The 14,404-nt window shown below is 59.6% G+C and carries 19 protein-coding genes; 7 read left to right on the top strand and 12 right to left on the bottom strand.

Annotation, left to right across the window (positions count from 1 at the left end; all coding sequences use genetic code 11):
• Positions 1-204: 204 nt before the first annotated feature.
• A complete protein-coding gene (locus P3T40_RS03810) occupies positions 205-1,182 on the bottom strand; it encodes a LysR family transcriptional regulator (protein ID WP_429266338.1) in 978 nt (325 codons plus the stop codon).
• Positions 1,183-1,570: 388 nt separating this feature from the next.
• Positions 1,571-1,912, bottom strand: a complete 342-nt coding sequence (gene sap1, locus P3T40_RS03805; protein ID WP_429266337.1) for a surface attachment protein Sap1 — start codon at positions 1,910-1,912, stop codon at positions 1,571-1,573.
• A 495-nt stretch (positions 1,913-2,407) separates the two neighbouring features.
• Here sap1 and P3T40_RS03800 point away from each other — a divergent pair, with 495 nt between their 5' ends.
• The gene (locus tag P3T40_RS03800) at positions 2,408-3,034 is read left to right on the top strand and encodes a LysE family translocator (RefSeq protein WP_429266336.1); all 627 of its coding nucleotides are present in this window, start codon (positions 2,408-2,410) and stop codon (positions 3,032-3,034) included.
• Positions 3,035-3,116: 82 nt separating this feature from the next.
• Here the strand turns inward: P3T40_RS03800 and speG are convergent, their stop codons facing one another.
• Positions 3,117-3,659, bottom strand: coding sequence for a spermidine N1-acetyltransferase (gene speG / locus P3T40_RS03795; protein ID WP_429266335.1), 543 nt, complete (start codon positions 3,657-3,659; stop codon positions 3,117-3,119).
• Positions 3,660-3,977: 318 nt separating this feature from the next.
• On the opposite strand from speG, the gene P3T40_RS03790 reads away from it, so the two are divergent.
• Positions 3,978-4,142, top strand: a complete 165-nt coding sequence (locus tag P3T40_RS03790; protein WP_429266613.1) for a hypothetical protein — start codon at positions 3,978-3,980, stop codon at positions 4,140-4,142.
• Between the two features lie 109 nt (positions 4,143-4,251).
• On the opposite strand, the gene P3T40_RS03785 is transcribed toward P3T40_RS03790, so the two are convergent.
• On the bottom strand, positions 4,252-4,683 hold the full coding sequence (locus tag P3T40_RS03785; protein WP_429266334.1) for an HIT family protein: 432 nt from the start codon (positions 4,681-4,683) through the stop codon (positions 4,252-4,254).
• A gap of 261 nt (positions 4,684-4,944) precedes the next feature.
• On the opposite strand from P3T40_RS03785, the gene P3T40_RS03780 reads away from it, so the two are divergent.
• Positions 4,945-5,304, top strand: coding sequence for an ecotin precursor (locus P3T40_RS03780; RefSeq protein ID WP_429266333.1), 360 nt, complete (start codon positions 4,945-4,947; stop codon positions 5,302-5,304).
• A gap of 114 nt (positions 5,305-5,418) precedes the next feature.
• Positions 5,419-5,619 carry a hypothetical protein gene (locus P3T40_RS03775; RefSeq protein WP_429266332.1) on the top strand — a complete coding sequence of 67 codons (201 nt, stop codon included), beginning with the start codon at positions 5,419-5,421 and terminating at the stop codon, positions 5,617-5,619.
• A 54-nt stretch (positions 5,620-5,673) separates the two neighbouring features.
• On the opposite strand, the gene P3T40_RS03770 is transcribed toward P3T40_RS03775, so the two are convergent.
• Positions 5,674-5,838: a hypothetical protein gene (locus P3T40_RS03770; RefSeq protein ID WP_429266331.1), complete on the bottom strand. Its 165-nt coding sequence runs from the start codon at positions 5,836-5,838 to the stop codon at positions 5,674-5,676.
• Positions 5,839-6,243: 405 nt separating this feature from the next.
• Between P3T40_RS03770 and P3T40_RS03765 the strand changes: the two genes are divergently transcribed.
• A complete protein-coding gene (locus tag P3T40_RS03765) occupies positions 6,244-6,402 on the top strand; it encodes a hypothetical protein (RefSeq protein ID WP_429266330.1) in 159 nt (52 codons plus the stop codon).
• Positions 6,403-6,446: 44 nt separating this feature from the next.
• Here P3T40_RS03765 and P3T40_RS03760 read toward each other — a convergent pair whose 3' ends face one another.
• Positions 6,447-6,572, bottom strand: a complete 126-nt coding sequence (locus P3T40_RS03760; RefSeq protein WP_429266329.1) for a hypothetical protein — start codon at positions 6,570-6,572, stop codon at positions 6,447-6,449.
• Positions 6,573-7,046: 474 nt separating this feature from the next.
• Here P3T40_RS03760 and P3T40_RS03755 point away from each other — a divergent pair, with 474 nt between their 5' ends.
• Positions 7,047-7,355, top strand: coding sequence for a DUF4148 domain-containing protein (locus P3T40_RS03755; protein ID WP_429266328.1), 309 nt, complete (start codon positions 7,047-7,049; stop codon positions 7,353-7,355).
• Positions 7,356-7,597: 242 nt separating this feature from the next.
• Here P3T40_RS03755 and P3T40_RS03750 read toward each other — a convergent pair whose 3' ends face one another.
• Positions 7,598-8,827: a tyrosine-type recombinase/integrase gene (locus P3T40_RS03750; RefSeq protein WP_429266327.1), complete on the bottom strand. Its 1,230-nt coding sequence runs from the start codon at positions 8,825-8,827 to the stop codon at positions 7,598-7,600.
• Positions 8,828-9,328: 501 nt separating this feature from the next.
• Positions 9,329-10,729: a tRNA uridine-5-carboxymethylaminomethyl(34) synthesis GTPase MnmE gene (mnmE, locus tag P3T40_RS03745; protein WP_429266326.1), complete on the bottom strand. Its 1,401-nt coding sequence runs from the start codon at positions 10,727-10,729 to the stop codon at positions 9,329-9,331.
• Positions 10,730-11,081: 352 nt separating this feature from the next.
• Between mnmE and P3T40_RS03740 the strand changes: the two genes are divergently transcribed.
• Positions 11,082-11,489, top strand: a complete 408-nt coding sequence (locus P3T40_RS03740; protein WP_429266325.1) for an XRE family transcriptional regulator — start codon at positions 11,082-11,084, stop codon at positions 11,487-11,489.
• A gap of 134 nt (positions 11,490-11,623) precedes the next feature.
• On the opposite strand, the gene yidC is transcribed toward P3T40_RS03740, so the two are convergent.
• From yidC to rpmH, 4 genes are all read right to left on the bottom strand, one after another.
• Positions 11,624-13,279, bottom strand: coding sequence for a membrane protein insertase YidC (gene yidC / locus P3T40_RS03735; protein WP_429266324.1), 1,656 nt, complete (start codon positions 13,277-13,279; stop codon positions 11,624-11,626).
• A 30-nt stretch (positions 13,280-13,309) separates the two neighbouring features.
• Positions 13,310-13,540, bottom strand: coding sequence for a membrane protein insertion efficiency factor YidD (yidD, locus tag P3T40_RS03730; RefSeq protein WP_122152985.1), 231 nt, complete (start codon positions 13,538-13,540; stop codon positions 13,310-13,312).
• A gap of 109 nt (positions 13,541-13,649) precedes the next feature.
• A complete protein-coding gene (rnpA, locus tag P3T40_RS03725; protein WP_074301177.1) occupies positions 13,650-14,129 on the bottom strand; it encodes a ribonuclease P protein component in 480 nt (159 codons plus the stop codon).
• A 23-nt stretch (positions 14,130-14,152) separates the two neighbouring features.
• Entirely contained in the window at positions 14,153-14,287 is a 135-nt protein-coding gene (rpmH, locus tag P3T40_RS03720; RefSeq protein ID WP_004198824.1) for a 50S ribosomal protein L34, read from the bottom strand.
• Between the last annotated feature and the right edge of the window lie 117 nt (positions 14,288-14,404).

The raw sequence follows: 14,404 nt of genomic DNA, 5'->3' as shown, positions 1-14,404 counted from the left end.
AGGAATCGTCGGCAGCTCGCTGCCGCTTACCATGTTGTTTGTACATTGCTCGCTCCTGCACTGGACTGCGGGGGCGGCGTGACGCTACCAAAGAAAAATGGCAGCGAGACGACGCCGGCCGGACTGCAGCGTGAGGTGGCGAGATCGGATCTTGCGCGATGGATTTCCCTACCTTGGCTGCTTTCTGCAGCCACGTACGAGCATTTAACGTGCCATCGCTGGGTCGAAGGCCGCACCATACACGTCGACAGCCGCTAAGCGCAAGGCTTCCAGCACTACCGACGCCGCCGGCGACAGCAATTGCGACTGGCGCGTGATGATACCGAATGTATCCATTCTGCACGGTAGAGTGACCGGCATTTGCTTCAACATGCCGTACTGGTGGTACTGCCGCGCGACTTCGTCCGGGAGGACGGCGAGCATGTCGCTATGGAGCAAAAGGCTTGAAATGGCCAGAAAATTGTTCGTATTGACGACATTTTGCGGCGGATTGAGTCCAATCTGCGAAAACATCAGATCAAAACGGTGGCGCAGCACACTGCCCGGCGGATGCAGCACCCAGCTTGCGCCCACCACATCGGCGAGCGTCAAACCTGTCTCATTTTCGAGAGGATGACCGGTCCGGGCGACCACGCATAACGGTTCGTCGGCGAGTGGTTCGTAGCGGACTTCGGTCTTCAACGGATCCTTCCGCTCGAGCACGCGCCCAATCATGATATCGAGTTCGCCTTCCGCGACCTGCGCCAACATCACGTCGGACGTCTCGACCTGCAGCCAGATCTGCAATTGCGGGTAACGTTCCTTCACGCTGGCAATGGCACGGGGGACCATGGTCGCGGCCGCCGCGGCGATCACGCCGATGCGCACCTGGCCGGTCAAGCCTGCCCGCAGCGCCGATATTTCATCATGCGCGTGACTGAGGTTTGACAGCACCATGCGCGCGTGACGAATCATCACTTCGCCGTAGAGGGTCGCGCGCATGCCGTGCGGGGTGCGGTCGAACAGACTCACTCCCAGCATGTCTTCAAGCTCTTTCAGGAGGCGTGACGCGGCGGGCTGGGTGATGCCGAGCGAATCCGCGGCGCGCCGGACGTTGCCTTCCTCCTCCATCGCCGCCAGCAACAGCAACTGGCGCGTCTTGAGCCGCGCGCGCACGAACCAGTTCGAGTAGCTGCGTGTCATGGGGTGTCCCGATATCGCGGCTCGACGCCGTCTGTGTATAAATGATTCGATGATGCCATACCGAAATTGATATTCGGAATAGAGGAAAACGCGTTGAAGTGTTATCTCGACGGCCGAATGGAAGCGCGGGCGCATGGCAGCGCCCGGTGCAGTTTGCATCGAGGAGGGATTTTTCCTGCAGATGAGGAAGACGGTGAAGCAGTCCGTACCTGCAGTTTCGCTTAAAGAATCGAATAAAAATAAAGCGGCTGGGCATTTGCCCAGCCGCTTTCATTTACCTCGACTGTCCACGTAGGTTTTTAACCACGCGCATTCATCACCGGACCTCTTTAATAAGCCCGGTGCGGGCGCCAATCAGACGACGTTTTAAAACCTCGCCGTTGCCTGGCTACTGCTTGATGAACCGGTCGTTAGCCCAAAGGCCTTGCGTGTCGCTATTGCCGGCATTGACGAATTCGACGTCATGTCCGACCACGCGCACGACGCGGAAACTCGAATTCTCAGGCGTCGAGAGGCACTGATAGCCCGAGAAGAATTCCTGCATCTGCTGCTGTTCGCCAGCCTGCGCATGCTGATCGGCGGCGTCGAGTTTATCCTTCGACAAACACCCATAAGCGTTCGGCTTGAACTGGATGGTTTGCGCGGGCTTGATGACACTGTCTTGAGCCTGCACCACCGATGCGGCGAGCAATCCCGCCACGGCGAAAAGAAGAGCGACTTGCTTTTGCATATTTGCCTCCGTGCGGGTTATTACTCAGGTTAGCTATGTATTTAACTTCAAGGTCATACCCGCATCTTGCACTTTAGAAGAAGTTATGCCGACGACAAGCACATCTTGTGTGCGCTCGCAACAGTGGCGAATTGTCGCACCTGCGATTAGGGGCTCTAAAGGCCGGCGCACGACGTAAAAGAGCCGACATATGACGGATTCCTTAAAGTCCGACAGGGCGTTGCGCTTTAACTGTCAAAGCTTAGCGGCATACATGCGAGTAAACGAGTACAGCTAATTAAGCGAATTAATATGAAATGAAAGCTGTTTGATGCAGTGCACACAAAGTCATTCTGCAGATAATTGAAAACGCAACACATATGGGGTTAGTTGCAGAATAAAAACGGTGCCAGGTCTTAAACGGAGGGTTGCGACGAGGCCGCCGCGTTGCACTACAAGGTGCTTGCAGTCGCCTGAAGTTCGTGGATAAATCGGACAACTTTTGGAGAATTCCTCATGACGCTTGCCCATTGGCTTCCCTTTGCGATCGCTTCGGCGATTCTGGTTGCGATTCCTGGCCCGACCGTGTTGCTGGTTATCTCGTACGCGCTGGGCCACGGCCGCCGCTTTGCGCTGGTTACGACCGCCGGCGTGGCGCTTGGCGACCTCACCTCGATGACGGCGTCGATGCTCGGGTTAGGCGTGATCCTCGCGGCATCGGCTGCGCTGTTTACGACGCTTAAATGGGTCGGCGCGGCCTATCTGATCTATCTTGGCATCAACCTATGGCGCGCGCGCGCGCAGGCGCCGGATACGCCTGATACGGCAGAGACGCGTACCAGCCGGATCTTCGCGCACGCCTTCGCGGTGACTGCGCTCAACCCGAAAAGCATCATCTTCTTCGTGGCGTTCGTGCCGCAGTTCATCGATCCGCACGTTGCGGCCGCATCGCAGATCGTCGTTTTCGAGGCGACGTTCGTGCTGCTCGGCACCTTGAACGCATTTTGCTACGCCATGCTTGCCTCGGCTGCGCGGCGTGCAATACGGAGCCCGCGCGTGCAGCGCGTCATCAATCGGACCGGTGGAACCTTGCTGATCGGTGCGGGCATCTTCGCCGCAACCTGGAAGAAGGCGTCAGCCTGATCGCGCGCCGACAGTTTCGCGGAGGTTTTTAGACAGACGTGGCTGCGCATGGCGTGGACGCCCGCGACCCGGCGGTCGTGCGTCAGTCGCCACGCTTGTAGGTGGCGAAGAACTCTTGCTGGAACATGCACATGCGCAAGGCGTTGTGATACTTGCCGTTGCCGAAGAACTCCTCGATCAATTCCGCTTCGTGCCTGAAGCCGCACTTCTCGTACACGTGAATCGCGGCGGCGTTCGACGTGTCGACGATCAGGTAAATCTTGCGCAGATTGAGCACCGAAAATGCGTAATCGATCGCGAGCCGTGTTGCGACGGTCGCATAGCCGCGGCCCTGCGCCTGAGGGGCGATGATGATCTGGAACTCGCCGCGCCGGTGAATGTAGTCGAGCTCGATCAACTCGGCCAGGCCCACGGTTTCGCCGTCGTTATCGACCGCGACAAAACGACGTTCGCGCTGATCGTGCACGTGCTGGTCGTAGAGCTGCGACAACTCCGAGAACGTTTCATAGGGTTCTTCAAACCAATAACGCATGATTTTTGCGTCGTTGTTCACTTCATGCACGAAGCGCAGGTCGTGACGCTCCAGCGGCCTTAAGGTGAGCCTGGTATCGCGTTCAATCGTCATGAGATTCCCCTTGAGAACTGTTGGTTTTTAGATTGCGCCGGAATGACCCGTGTTGTGTCAAAAGCGGCAGGTGCCGCTAAGTGGCCAATGATGTCCGGCGAGTTAGGGTTAGTCCCGGCGCAGCGTTAGGAGTTCTTAGTGAGGGTGTGCGAGGCGGTGGCGTAACGCCCGCCGGACGAGACGTGGCAAGGGTTTTGCAAGGGCAGGGCGTCGCGTTGTCGCAGATGGGGCCGGATAAGTGTGAGCGCGCGCCCACACACCGGGCACACGGAGTGCGGATACAATGCAATTACGGATTGGGCGAAAGGAGGTGCTGTGATGGAGCACGTGATACTAGGCGCGTTTCTGGTCGTGCCGCTGCTGATAGTTGCATTCCTGTTCTCCGATGAACTGTGGCAGGAACATCTCCAGCGCGCGCAAAAGGACCACCCGCGGCATATCGATTGGCATCATCCGCTGCGCAGTCTGCTGCATCGTCATTGAGGCCCTTCGGCATAACGGCGAGGAAGTGTGGCGACTCTCGCGGGCCGCTCGCCACTGCCGTTCAGGTTGATGTGCGCCGTCAGGCGCACGTTTCGGTGTGCCTACCTGCTTAACCCACCTGCTCATCAAGTTGGGCACGGATGCGTCGTGCGAGCGCTTCGAGCGTTGTCTGTTCGGCCATCTCGCGCGCGTGCATGCGTAGCGGCTCGCCTTCCCAACGCGGAATGACGTGGAAATGCACATGCGCGACGGTCTGACCCGCTGCGGCACCGTTGAACTGACCGATAAACATGCCATCCGGCTGAAGTGCCGCGCGTAGCGCGACGGCGATTTTCTGCGTCATCCGCATGCACGCCACCGTCGCCGCATCGGAGAGTTCGAAGATCTCCGCGGCGGACTCTTTCGGTACCACCAGCACATGCCCGTCCGCCTGCGGCATCAGATCCATGAAGGCCAGCGTGGCGTCCGTCTCAGCGACTTTGATACACGGTAGTTCGCCGCGCAAAATTCTTGCGAAGGGGTTGCTCTCGTCGTACTTCATGGCGCTCCTTGAAATCGGTTCTTGTTTGTCGATCTTTGTGGCGTTTGTATCAGCGCAAACAGGTTTTTTTCACTGCCGCATCATGAGGCGAGTCCTCGCGAGGCGCAAGCCGCCGGGCACGGCAGACGCGCCGTGTTCCGCGTACCCGTTCGCGGCCGCTTACGCCGGTAATACCTGGTTACCACTTGCAGCATCTGTTTCCGCGCTTCGCGCTCACAATCCGCCGCATGTACTTACATGACCCGATGGCGGAAAAATAAAATGCGAAAAATTGCGGCAGCAGTGTTGATGGTCGGCGGCCTTGCCGTCGCGGGTCAGGCTTCAGCTCATGACGGCGCGGCCGTCGTCGGCGCGTTGCTCGGCGGGGCGGTGATTGGTGCGGTGGTTGGTTCGGCGTTGAACCCGGTGCCGCCTGTCGTGTATCAGGCACCGGCCTACGCGCCCATGTATCAGGCGCCGGCTTATGTGCCGGCTTATGCGCCCGCGTATCAACAGGCACCTGTGTATGCAGGGCCGCCGCCGGGATATTGCTATGACCAGTATCAAGGGGGCTATGTTGCTTGCGGCCCGGCGCCGGCTGGCCCGTACGGCTATGCACCGCCGCCGCAACCGGGTTGGTGAATGACAATGACGAGCCGCGGAGGCGTCCGCGCTAGTAGGGTCACTCTATGGGGTATGCCCGGATGTCACGCTTCGGTCACTAAAGTTTGCGCGGAACAGGCCGACATCCTGGCAATGAACGACGAATATTTCATCCCCTTCGGGCCGGACCATCCGCAGTATCTCGAGGCACGAGCCCTCGCACTGAGCATCGCGGCAATTCGCAAGGCTCAGGGCAAGAGGAATCCGGTCGATTATGCGGTCGGCTCGCCGGACTGGGAGACCGCGGACCAAGACTTCGCGCGCGATATTTTGCGCATACTCGGCGGCCAATAAGCCGCGTACCGTAGTCGCATAGCGGGGCGCTCAGGCGTCCGCTTTGCGCTTCCGTCAGTGCCGGTGGCGCATCCAGTCCACGTGATGCGTATCGAGCCAGCGCTCACGACGCCCTCCACGATCGCCGTCACGATGGTAGTGAGAGACGGCCCACAGCGCCACTCCCACCACCGCCATTACGAACGGCCCCAGCAAATAAGCCATTATCGATTCAGTCATGAGATCCTCCGTCGAGGTCGCGACCGCCATCACAGAATATGTATTTTAGGCGATAGCTGAGCGAAGGCGGTTGCTTAAAGTAGGGAGGCATTCGCGCTTGCGTGACCGGCCTCCAGCATTGAGCCGCCAAAGTTAAGCGGATTCTTGGTCTGCCTTCGCACATTCCCATTTGCTGGACTGCGGGAGGATGCTTCTGCGCGACGCCGGTCCCCGGATAGCGCGTGTGAGTGATACGCTGAACCCTTAGCCCGCCTCGTTGCGGGCTTTCTTTCGTGCGGTGACGAGCGAGGACTAGGCCTCTCCTTATGGAGCAGGATCTTGTTCCTGGTAATTGGACGTTAGCCTGTTAAAAGCGTCGGCAGCAATCTAAGATGAATCTCAGGGCATACCCGACGAGGAGCAGCCATGGACGAGACAATGGTGGGCGTCGCAATGGGTTTCTCAGTGCTGCTGATCGCAACGTTGCTGGTCGTCGGGCACTACCGGCGCGAGCATCTTCGGCAACGCATGATTCGTGCGATGCATGGGCACCGTCTGCACGATTTCACTCGACCGAGGCGGTGACGGCTTTGTCGGCGTAAGCGTGCCGAGCAGCGGAGCTAACCGCATCACCGGATGTTGTGCTTCTCGAACCACCTGATGAGCCGATCGCGGTTGAGATGGGTCGCCCGAATCGCAGTACCGAAGACGATCAGGATGGCCGCCATCGAAATGGCTAGCATTGACTCGGTCATCGCCGCCTCCCAGAAGCATGTAACCTTGCTTGCAGTTTAGGCGTCCAGAAAGCGATGAGAGAGCCGTAGGCCGTCGAAGTCGGTGCTGTTGTGAGTGTCAACGAACAGCAAACAAAAAGGCCGCCAGATAGGCGGCCCGCAAATGGTACTTCGTGCGCGGGGGGGCACGCACGGGACAGACTCTAAGCCATACCTGATCAGGTGGCGGCCTGTGCGCGGCATTGGTCTGAGATTTGTCGGATTTCGACTGCATTGGTTTTCCATATCGCACCCTGACACTGACAAAGCGACGTGCGGGTGGCTGACGCGCGATTATGGGCACCATCAAGAGCCTAGGGTTTACCCCTAATTTGATAAGAATCCTTCCCAAACCGGATACTTAATCTTAAACGCCTACTTACCTAGACTGTGATTACTGGTTACGAACAAGGGTGTTCGTAGCAGGACAAGAACAGAATCTCGAGGTAAGCCATCATGAAATCGCTCATCCAAGCTGTTGTCGTTGCTGCCGCTTTGGCCGCTCCGGCCCTGTCGTTCGCCCAATCGAATGCGCCTGTCACGCGTGCACAGGTACGCTCCGATCTCGTCCAGATCGAAAAGGCCGGCTATCGCCCGGGCGACGATGAAACCCATTACCCGGTTGCCGTGCAGGCCGCAGAAGCGCGTGTGGCCGCGCAGAATGGTGCGACGAGCGGTTACGGTGGCGTCGCAAGCGGTGTGTCGCAGTCGGGTGGGCGCCGGGTGTCGGCTGCGGACTGGAATGCGATGTACAACCGTCCGTAAGCTGTTTTGTCGGGGTGCTCGGGCGGGATGCGGGAAGTGTATTTCGGTCGAGCACCCGGAGTGACGTCTAGCGCGATATCAGTCCATTCCGTAACCTAGTAAAAATGTCTTGTTTGCTTGGTTGGAAAGGGTTGCTGGGAATACGCGAAAGGTCTGTGTACCAAAAAGGCATGGCGCACTCAGCGGTGATGCGCTCAAGATCGTGCGAAGAGACGCGACGCGTCGCGTCGCGTTTTCAAACGCTACGACGCCGACTTGGCCTTACTGGTTACGCCCCGCGGGACCGCTTCAATCTGCGCTTCGACAAAATCCGCCCATCGCTGCAATACGCCGCGCTGCTCGTCGGCATAGCCCGCTTGCTCAGTTGCGCTGGTGATTTCTCTGCTGGCGCGCGCCAGGGCCATTTCAATTGCCTCGGCCGTTTGCCCCATTTCCAGCAGATGGGTTGCGGCGGTACGACGAAAGTCGTGCAGGACGAAGTGCTCGACTTCGAGCCCAAGCGCTTTGACCGCCTGATTCAGCGTGCTCTTCGCGATGGGACGATCCTCGCCCCTGACTGTCGGAAACACATAGGTCCGGCTACTCCTCGCCTCGCGCAGCTCTCGCAGCATCGCGAGCGCCTGCTGCGGCAAATACACCCAATGTTCACGGCCGCTTTTCATCCGCGTTGCAGGGATTTTCCACAGCGCCGCCTTGAGGTCGAATTCGGCCCATGTCGCTTCAATCAGCTCGGACTTGCGGACCATCGTCAGCACGAGCAGATGCAAGGCGAGCTTGAGCGGTCGACGGATGCTCGATGCGCTAATCGCACGCAGCGTGGCGCCAATTTCGCCGGGTGTGAGCACGCGGGTACGGCTGTCCTGCGTCGCGATGAAGCGCGCCGGTACCACCACCGCTGGGTTGCTGGTGGCGAGCTGCCGTGCGATCAGGAATTCGTACAGTCGCTTGATGACGTTGCGCGTGTGCAGCGCCATTTTCGGGGAGCCGCGCTTCTTGATCCGCTCGCAGATCGCGACGATATCTTCCGAGGTCACTGCGACGATCGGCTTGTTACCGACTGCCTGTAGCACGTCCTTGTCGAGTGCGCGCCGCGTCGTCCGTTGATATTCCTCGGACTTGCTCGCCATCGCCGTCGTCATGTAGAGCTCAGCAGCGTCGCGCAGAAGGTCGACGCGTTTTTCGGCGCCGCGATCGCGCCGTGCGGTCGCCGCCGGCGATACGCCGGCCTCGACCATCTCGGCGTATTTCCGTGCCCGCTCGCGCGCGACGCGCAGCGAAATACGTTTGTAGTCGCCGATGGTGGTGAGCGGTTGCCGTTTGCCGTCGAGGGTATAGCGAAAGCGCCAAACCTTGTTGCCGGTCGGCATGACCTCCAGCACCAGACCGTTGCCGTCGGCTACGGAGTAGCGGGTTGCGCGGGGCTCCATCGCGCGGATTTGTGCTTCGCTGAGTGGAGGGACGGTTTTGGGCATGCTGGGGGTTATTGGTACACAGAGCATTATGAATGGTGGAAATGCCACTCTGTGTACCAACAATGCGGTTTGATCAGGACTCGAAGTATAGCGGCCGTCTGCCGTTTGGTGTCATGGAAAAAGGCATATTGTCTATCTGGTCCGTGGATGCATTGTGCCCAGTTGCCTAGCTAGACAGAAAACACTAAAAATCACTCCCAAATATTTAACAGTCGGGAATCTCTCGGAAACGGCTTAGCAGGGGTTTGCGATCGATTTGCATCACGCAATCGTGAAAAACGGTCTCCGCTTTCTGAATCGCGTGCGGGAAGCTGCGCCGCCCCCGGTGATCGAGGAATGCTGGAATCTTTGGTACACAGGATCTGCCAGATCGTGAAATTCCCGTTCTGTGTACCAAATCTCGCCGTCTCACCAATTGTCGAATCAACAGCGACTACTCAAGGTTTGACGCCGTAAATCAAGGGATTTTATCGATCCGAAGTGCAAGCCCATCGTACTCAATCACTTACCAATACAGAAACGACTAAAAATCACGCCCAAAAGATCGTCCGAGGTGAACTCACCCGTGATCGAGTTCAGTTGCTCCTGGGCAAGCCGCAATTCTTCCGCGAACAGATCGAGCGCCTGGGCATTCTGATCCGCATGTTGTGCGGCGGTCGCAAGATGTTCCTGCGCTGCGCGCAGAGCAATCAAATGCCGCTCGCGCGCGAGATATACGCTTTCCGCACCGGCTTGCCATCCGGCGATGCGCAGCAATTCGGCACGCAGCAGCGCGATGCCATCGCCTTTTTTCGCAGACAGCCGCACTTCGCGCAGATCGACATCTTCCGCCACATCCAACGCACGCACGGCAGGCGCGATATCCGTCAAATCGGTCTTGTTCATCACGCGCAGCACCGGCACGCCGGCTGGGAAACGCGCGGCAATCGCGTCGTCCTCGAGGTTCATTCCAGTGCGGGCGTCGAGCAGATGCAGCACCACGTCCGCGCGTTCGATCTCGTTCCACGTGCGCTCGATGCCGATCTTTTCCACCTCGTCCTCGGTTTCGCGCAGGCCGGCGGTATCGATCACATGCAGCGGAATGCCTTCGATCTGGATGGTCTGCGCGACCTTGTCGCGCGTCGTGCCGGCGATCGGCGTGACGATGGCCAGCTCGGCACCCGCGAGCGCATTCAGCAGCGACGACTTGCCGACGTTCGGCTGCCCCGCCAGCACCACCGACAGCCCCTCGCGCAGCAGCGCACCCTGACGCGCCTCGTTGAGCACGTGAGCGAGCTGCTGGCGGATCCGTGCGAGCTTGCCGTGCGCATCGGCGGCTTCGAGGAAGTCGATTTCTTCCTCGGGGAAGTCGAGCGTGGCTTCGACCAGCATCCGCAAGGTGATGACCTCTTCGACCATGGCGTGGATATCGCGCGAAAACGCGCCCTCCAGCGAACGGCCCGCCGAGCGGGCGGCGGCCTCGGTGCTCGCCTCGATCAGATCGGCAACCGCCTCCGCCTGAGCGAGATCGAGCTTGTCGTTGAGAAAGGCGCGGCGGGTGAATTCACCGGGCTCCGCGAGCCTTAACCCAACCGCTCGACCGGCGTCGATGCAGCGCTGCAGAACCAGCTGCAGCACGATCGGGCCGCCGTGGCCTTGCAGCTCGAGCACGTGCTCGCCGGTGTAGGAATTCGGCGCCGGAAAGTACAACGCGATGCCGCGGTCGAGCGCGTTGCCGGCCGCATCGAGGAAGGGCACGTAGCTCGCGTGACGCGGCGTCAGCGCCTGACCGATGAGCGCTTGCATCAGCGGCTCGGCCGCAGCTGCGCCGGCCTGCCCGAACGAAATCCGGACCACGCCGATTCCGCCTCGACCGGGCGCAGTAGCAATGGCGACGATGGGATCGGAATCGGTGGCGAGCATGGGATTGGGCGCGAGAACTGAGAGAACGGAAGGCCCTGATAGGGGCGCGAGGCATTGTAACGCGAGCGATCAGAGTGACTCTGCGCGTGGCCGGAGAATCGGACTCCCCAAAGTTTTATCAGACAAATAGAGATTTATCTCAATTACGATAAGATAACTCTTTAGATGAATACGATTGCTAGCGCGGACCTAAGGCGCGAGATGCCCGCTCCAAAAGGAAAAAAGCGCAGATCGATGAAATTGTCCGGCGCTTTATCCGGCGCTCATTTTGGGCTAAAAGTAGCTTAAATGCGCCAAATTATCGCCTAAATGGTTGTCCACTGTTCGGGCGCCGGATTGCACAATTTGGCCCATGCCGACATCCAAAGAAAAACTAGCGTTCGCCAAAAGGCTGCAGGACCAGATTGCCCGGAAGAACGTCAAGGGCGGGACTCAACTCGCCAAGGAATTCAATCTGCTGCATCGGGGTGAAGCGCCCGTTTCGCCGCAGACCGCGCACAAATGGCTGACGGGCCGAACCATTCCCACGCCGGACAAATTGCAGACACTCGCCGATTGGCTGGGCGTAGGTATGCACTGGCTTCATTATGGACCGCCGCCGCCGGTGGGTATCAAAGCCAAGCCTCTGGCGCCGGGCGAGAAATACCCGCTCGCACCGGAAACTCTCGAACTCGCTTCCAAGATCGAGGCACTGGATCCGAAGGATCGTCACTTTCTCGAGGAGTTTGTCGAGCGCTTGTACGACGCCGGCAAGGAGTGAATCCCGCGCATCGACTTCGATTTCAACTGTACATTAAAAAAGCCGCCCGGCGCAAACCGGGCGGCTTTTTTGCAGCTTGCTGCGGTGAAGAGACTTGGGCGGGCCGGTGACTCGAAACCCGCCCGCCCGCCTCATCAGGCCGCCTTGGTCTTCGACTGCCCCATCATCCGCGTGATGTAGTACTGCTGGGCGATCGACAGCACGTTGTTGACCACGTAGTACAGCACCAGACCGGCCGGGAAGAAGAAGAACATGACCGAGAACGCGATCGGCATGAACATCATCATCTTGGCTTGAACCGGGTCCGGCGGCGTCGGGTTCAGACGCGTCTGCAGGAACATCGAGACAGCCATCAGTACCGGCAGGATGAAGAACGGGTCTTGTTGGGACAGATCGTGAATCCACAGAATCCACGGCGCGCCGCGCATTTCCACCGACGACAGCAGCACCCAGTACAGCGAGATGAACACCGGGATCTGGATCACGACCGGCAGACAGCCCCCGAACGGATTGACCTTCTCGGTCTTGTACAGCTCCATCAGCGCCGCGTTCATCTTCTGCGGGTCGCCCTTGAAGCGCTCGCGCAGGGCTTGCATGCGCGGCGTGATCGCCTTCATGCGAGCCATCGACTTGTAGCTGGCCGCCGACAGCGGGAAGAACACGGCCTTGATCAGCAGCGTGAGTAGCACGATCGACCAGCCCCAGTTGCCGACATAGCTGTGGATCTTCTCAAGCAGCCAGAACAGCGGCTTGGCGATGATCGTCACCCAGCCATAGTCCTTCACCAGCTCCAGACCCGGCGCGATGCCTTCCAGCATGCGCTCTTCTTCCGGACCGGCGAACAGCTTCGCGGACACGTCGGCCGATTGGCCCGGCGCAATGGTCGGCACCGCTTCCTTCACCCCAACGCGGTACAGCGACGGATCGATCTTGTTGACATAGATATCGCGCTTGACGCCTTGCTGCGGAATCCACGCCGTCGCGAAGTAATGCTGCACCATCGCGATCCAGCCGTTATCGGCCTGGGTCGCATAGTCTTCCTTGTTCTTGTCGATGTCGCTGAACGTCATCTTCTGGAAGTGGTGCTGATCCGTGTAGACAGCCGGTCCGATGAACGTGTGCGAGAAGCGCGGCGTTTCCACCGGCTGGCTATCGCGCACCAGTTCCATGTAGACGGTCGGCGTGACCGGGGTCGAACCCACGTTGACGATCTTCGTATTGACGCCGATCACGTAGCTACCGCGCGTGAACGTGTACGTCTTCACGACCTTCACGCCACCCTTGACCGGCGACTCGAAGCTGAGCGAGAACGACTTGGCGTCGCCCGTCAGATCGTGCGGCTCGTTCGGAACCGGCGTGTAGATGTCCGTGTGGTTCGGGAAATCGCCGCCCAGCAGACCGGTGCGCGCCAGATACGTGTGATCGGCGGTGTGGTCGAACAGGGTGATGACGAGATCCGGCTGCTTGCCGTTGCCCTTGTTGATCAGCGACAGCTTCGACAGCGTACCGCCGCGTGTGTCGATCTCGCCGCTGTAGACGTCAGTCGAGAACGGGATCAGTTGGGCTTGGGCAGCGGGCGCAGCGCCCGGAGCGGAGGTGTCGGTCTGCGGCAAATCGGCAGGCTGGGTTCCCGGCGTCGTCGTTCCCGGTGCTGCGCTGGCCGCGGTTTGCGTCGGCGTGGCGCTCGGGAAGAACATCGACGGGCGTCCGTGGTCGCGTTGCCAGTTGTCGAACAGCATGACCGCTGACATGAAAAATATGACCCATAGGACGGTGCGTTTGATATCCATGCGTTGTCTCAGTGTCGATGGAACGGCGCGTCAGCGCTTTTCAGAAGTGGGAGGCGGGACAAGATCGATGCCGCCCGCCGAAAACGGGTGACAGCGGCAAATACGCCTGGCGGCGAGATAAGTCCCGCGCGCGGCGCCATGATACTGGATTGCTTCGCGCGCGTAATCAGAGCAGGAAGGGTAAAAACGGCACCGGCTGCCGAGCAGGGGACTCACGGCAACCTTGTAGAAACGCAATAAAGCGAAAAGTACCGTTTGCATGACTAGTGCGGCCAACCGGCGCCGCCCAAGAAGGGATACCGGGGGAGGCCAGCGCGACCAGACCGCTTAATCAGCAACATGAGCGGTCGCACGAGCCTCTCCATGAGCGTCATTGGGTCGCAGGCGCATCCGCGGGTGGCGCCTCACGACGGGCAATTTCGCGCGCTGCCTTGTTGAGCAGCTCCTCTATTTCGCTACGACACAACGCCTTTAACGGCGGCGACGAGGCGCCCGGCATAGCCTTCTTGTCGAAGCGCGTGTGCAAACGCAGCAGCACGTCCCAACCGCCGAACTCCGCGCGGCGCAGCCGGAAGGCTTCACGCGCGAGACGGCGTACCAGATTACGCGTGACCGCGCGCGGCGCATACTTCTTGCCGATCACGAGGCCCAAGCGCGCGTCATTGCCGGTGGGCCGGGCGTACACAACGAAGTGTGCGGTGCGGCGCCACGGGCGCAAACGAAAAACGGATGAAAATTCATCCGTTTTTAGCAGCCTTGCGGCTTTGGGGAAGGCGGCTTGCGCTCGCAACGGAACCGAGCCCTGTTGCGGCGCTCCTGCCGTTCCCGCGCTGCCGCGGGCATCGGACATAGCGCGCAATCCACTCGCCAGCCTTAGATGGCGAGGCGCTTGCGGCCCTTCGCGCGACGTGCGTTGATGACCTTGCGGCCACCAGCGGTCTTCATGCGAACGCGGAAGCCGTGGGTGCGCTTGCGACGGGTAACGGAAGGTTGGTAAGTACGTTTCATGTTGCTCTCACTTGGCAGAGAAATAACCGCGCGAGCATCGCGGAAAGTGCAATGGCCGGTGGTTCAAAAAATTGGTTTTCGCGGAACCCGCTATTTAAACCGGTTTTCTTTTGGTCG

The sequence above is a fragment of the Paraburkholderia sp. EB58 genome (assembly GCF_050436665.1).
In the GTDB taxonomy this organism is placed as follows: domain Bacteria; phylum Pseudomonadota; class Gammaproteobacteria; order Burkholderiales; family Burkholderiaceae; genus Paraburkholderia.
Note: the sequence above shows the minus strand (reverse complement) of the source record. Positions and strands in the feature narration are given on the sequence as shown.

Coding starts and splice junctions, on each gene's coding strand:
- P3T40_RS03770 (WP_429266331.1), bottom strand. CDS start 5,838: ATGACTGAATCGATAATGGCTTATTTGCTGGGGCCGTTCGTAATGGCG.
- rnpA (WP_074301177.1), bottom strand. CDS start 14,129: ATGTCCGATGCCCGCGGCAGCGCGGGAACGGCAGGAGCGCCGCAACAG.
- P3T40_RS03740 (WP_429266325.1), top strand. CDS start 11,082: ATGCCGACATCCAAAGAAAAACTAGCGTTCGCCAAAAGGCTGCAGGAC.
- P3T40_RS03800 (WP_429266336.1), top strand. CDS start 2,408: ATGACGCTTGCCCATTGGCTTCCCTTTGCGATCGCTTCGGCGATTCTG.
- P3T40_RS03760 (WP_429266329.1), bottom strand. CDS start 6,572: ATGACCGAGTCAATGCTAGCCATTTCGATGGCGGCCATCCTGATCGTC.
- sap1 (WP_429266337.1), bottom strand. CDS start 1,912: ATGCAAAAGCAAGTCGCTCTTCTTTTCGCCGTGGCGGGATTGCTCGCC.
- P3T40_RS03785 (WP_429266334.1), bottom strand. CDS start 4,683: ATGAAGTACGACGAGAGCAACCCCTTCGCAAGAATTTTGCGCGGCGAA.
- P3T40_RS03790 (WP_429266613.1), top strand. CDS start 3,978: ATGGAGCACGTGATACTAGGCGCGTTTCTGGTCGTGCCGCTGCTGATA.
- mnmE (WP_429266326.1), bottom strand. CDS start 10,729: ATGCTCGCCACCGATTCCGATCCCATCGTCGCCATTGCTACTGCGCCC.
- P3T40_RS03755 (WP_429266328.1), top strand. CDS start 7,047: ATGAAATCGCTCATCCAAGCTGTTGTCGTTGCTGCCGCTTTGGCCGCT.
- P3T40_RS03765 (WP_429266330.1), top strand. CDS start 6,244: ATGGACGAGACAATGGTGGGCGTCGCAATGGGTTTCTCAGTGCTGCTG.
- P3T40_RS03810 (WP_429266338.1), bottom strand. CDS start 1,182: ATGACACGCAGCTACTCGAACTGGTTCGTGCGCGCGCGGCTCAAGACG.
- yidC (WP_429266324.1), bottom strand. CDS start 13,279: ATGGATATCAAACGCACCGTCCTATGGGTCATATTTTTCATGTCAGCG.
- P3T40_RS03775 (WP_429266332.1), top strand. CDS start 5,419: ATGAACGACGAATATTTCATCCCCTTCGGGCCGGACCATCCGCAGTAT.
- P3T40_RS03750 (WP_429266327.1), bottom strand. CDS start 8,827: ATGCCCAAAACCGTCCCTCCACTCAGCGAAGCACAAATCCGCGCGATG.
- yidD (WP_122152985.1), bottom strand. CDS start 13,540: ATGCAAACGGTACTTTTCGCTTTATTGCGTTTCTACAAGGTTGCCGTG.
- speG (WP_429266335.1), bottom strand. CDS start 3,659: ATGACGATTGAACGCGATACCAGGCTCACCTTAAGGCCGCTGGAGCGT.
- P3T40_RS03780 (WP_429266333.1), top strand. CDS start 4,945: ATGCGAAAAATTGCGGCAGCAGTGTTGATGGTCGGCGGCCTTGCCGTC.
- rpmH (WP_004198824.1), bottom strand. CDS start 14,287: ATGAAACGTACTTACCAACCTTCCGTTACCCGTCGCAAGCGCACCCAC.